General features: G+C 74.2%; 2 protein-coding genes. Both read left to right on the top strand.

Going from position 1 to position 2,085, the window contains the following annotated elements:
* Positions 1-1,775 (top strand): bifunctional diguanylate cyclase/phosphodiesterase (locus E5198_RS22260; protein ID WP_136491842.1); only part of this gene is annotated, 1,775 nt, incomplete at its 5' end.
* Between the two features lie 69 nt (positions 1,776-1,844).
* Positions 1,845-2,085, top strand: a 241-nt coding sequence (locus tag E5198_RS21015) for a TSUP family transporter (protein ID WP_168772575.1), incomplete at its 3' end; no start/stop codon positions are given.

Below are 2,085 nucleotides of genomic sequence, written 5' to 3'. Positions count from 1 at the left end.
TGCGCCGCCGTCTGGCCGCCCTCGGCGCGGTGGCCGAGGCCTTCGCCGCCGGCGACAGCCTGGCCCGCGCCGCGCCCGGCGAGGATTGCGCCGGCCAGCTGGCCCGGCACCTCAATCGCATGCTCGGCCAGCTCGCCGACGAACGCCGCGCCCTGCAGGGCAGCGAGCAGCAGCTGCGCAGCCTGATCGAGGCCGCCCCGGTGGGCATGCTGGTGCTCGACGCCCAGGGCCGGGTCGACTCGGCCAACCCGGCCGCCGGGGCGCTGTTCGACTGCCCGCCGGCGACCCTGTGCGGGCGCCGGATCGACGAGCTGCTGATCGGCGACGGCTGGAGCCGGCTGCTCGCCCAGCCCAACCGCAACCTCGAGTTCGCCGCCCGCCGCGGCACCGGCAGCTTCCCGCTGGAGGCCTCCTGCACGCCCTTCCAGCGCGGCGGCCAGCCGCTGCAGCTGCTGCTGGCGCGCGACATCGGCGACCGCAAGGCCGCCGAGAACCGCCTGCACTACCAGGCCCACTTCGACACCCTGACCGGCGCGGCCAACCGCACCCAGCTGCAGGCGCGCATCGAACTCGGCCTGCAGTGCGGCGAGGCGCAGGCCCTGCTGTTCATCGACCTCGACCACTTCAAGCGGATCAACGACACCCTCGGCCACGAGATCGGCGACCAGCTGCTCTGCGCAGTGGCCGAGCGGCTGCGCCAGTGCGCGCCGCCCGGCGCCATGCTCGCCCGCCTCGGCGGCGACGAGTTCATCCTGCTGCTGCCCGGCGAACTCGCCGGCCAGGCCGACACCCTCGCCGAGCGCCTGCTGCAGGCCTTCCGCCAGCCGTTCCAGGTGCGCCAGTACGAGCTGTTCAGCAGCCCGAGCATCGGCATCGCTCACCAGCACGGCGGCCAGGCCAGCGCCGCGCAGCTGCTCAAGGAAGCCGACCTCGCCCTCTACCAGGCCAAGGGCCGCGGCCGCAACCGCCTGGCCCACTTCGACCGGCGCCTGGCCGAGGAGGCCGAGCAGCGCCACCGGCTGGAGGCCGAGCTGCGCAACGCCCTGACGCGCGGCGAGTTCGAGCTGTACTACCAGCCGCAGCTCGACCGCCAGGGCCGCCGGCACAGCTTCGAGGCGCTGCTGCGCTGGCGCTCGCCGCAACGCGGGCTGGTCAGCTCGGCGCAGTTCATGCCGGTGCTGGAGGAGACCGGGCTGATCCTCGACGCCACCCGCTGGATCTTCCGCCAGGCCTGCCGCCAGCTGCGCCAGTGGCAGGACGAGGGGCGCGACTGGGGCATCGCGGTCAACCTGTCGCCGCTGGACTTCCGCCAGGCCGACCTGGCCGGCACGCTGCTGGCGATCCTCGCCGAGGAACGCCCGCCGGTGCAGCGCCTGGAGCTGGAGATCACCGAGACCACCCTGCTGGATGCCGACCAGCAGGTGCAGGACACCCTGCATGCCCTCAAGCAGGCCGGCCTGACCCTGTTCCTCGACGACTTCGGCACCGGCTACGCCTCGCTGGCCTACCTGCAGTTCTTCCCCTTCGACGGGGTGAAGATCGACCGCCAGTTCGTCAGCGGCCTGCCCGACTGCCGCCAGTCGGTGGCGCTGGTGCGCGGCATCCTGGTGATCGCCGAACAGCTCGGCATGCAGGTGGTCGCCGAGGGCGTGGAGAACCAGCGCCAGGCCGACTTCCTGCGCCGCAACGGCTGCCACCGCCTGCAGGGCTACCTGTTCGGCCGCCCGCAGCCGGCCGACGCCTGCGCCGCCGCGGAGTCGCCGGCCCGCGTCTGAGCCCGGCGCACTCTCCCCGCGCCGCCGCGACCTGCTAAGCTGGCGCACCATTTTTGTGCGGAGCCCGCCATGCCCCTGTCCGACCTGATCCTGCTGCTGCTCGCCGGCCTGGCCGCCGGCGGCATGAACGCCCTGGCCGGCGGCGGCACCTTCTTCTCCTTCCCGGCGCTGCTGGCCGCCGGCCTGCCGCCGGTCACCGCCAACGCCACCAACGCCGTGGCCCTGTGGCCGGCGAGCATCGCCGGGGCCTGGGCGGCGCGCGGTTCGCTGCGCCCGCTGGGCAGCTACCTGCGGCCGCTGCTCGCCGCCG

The organism is Pseudomonas sp. A-1, from assembly GCF_004801855.1.
Lineage (GTDB): Bacteria > Pseudomonadota > Gammaproteobacteria > Pseudomonadales > Pseudomonadaceae > Geopseudomonas.
This window is presented reverse-complemented; position numbering and strand designations above follow the sequence as displayed.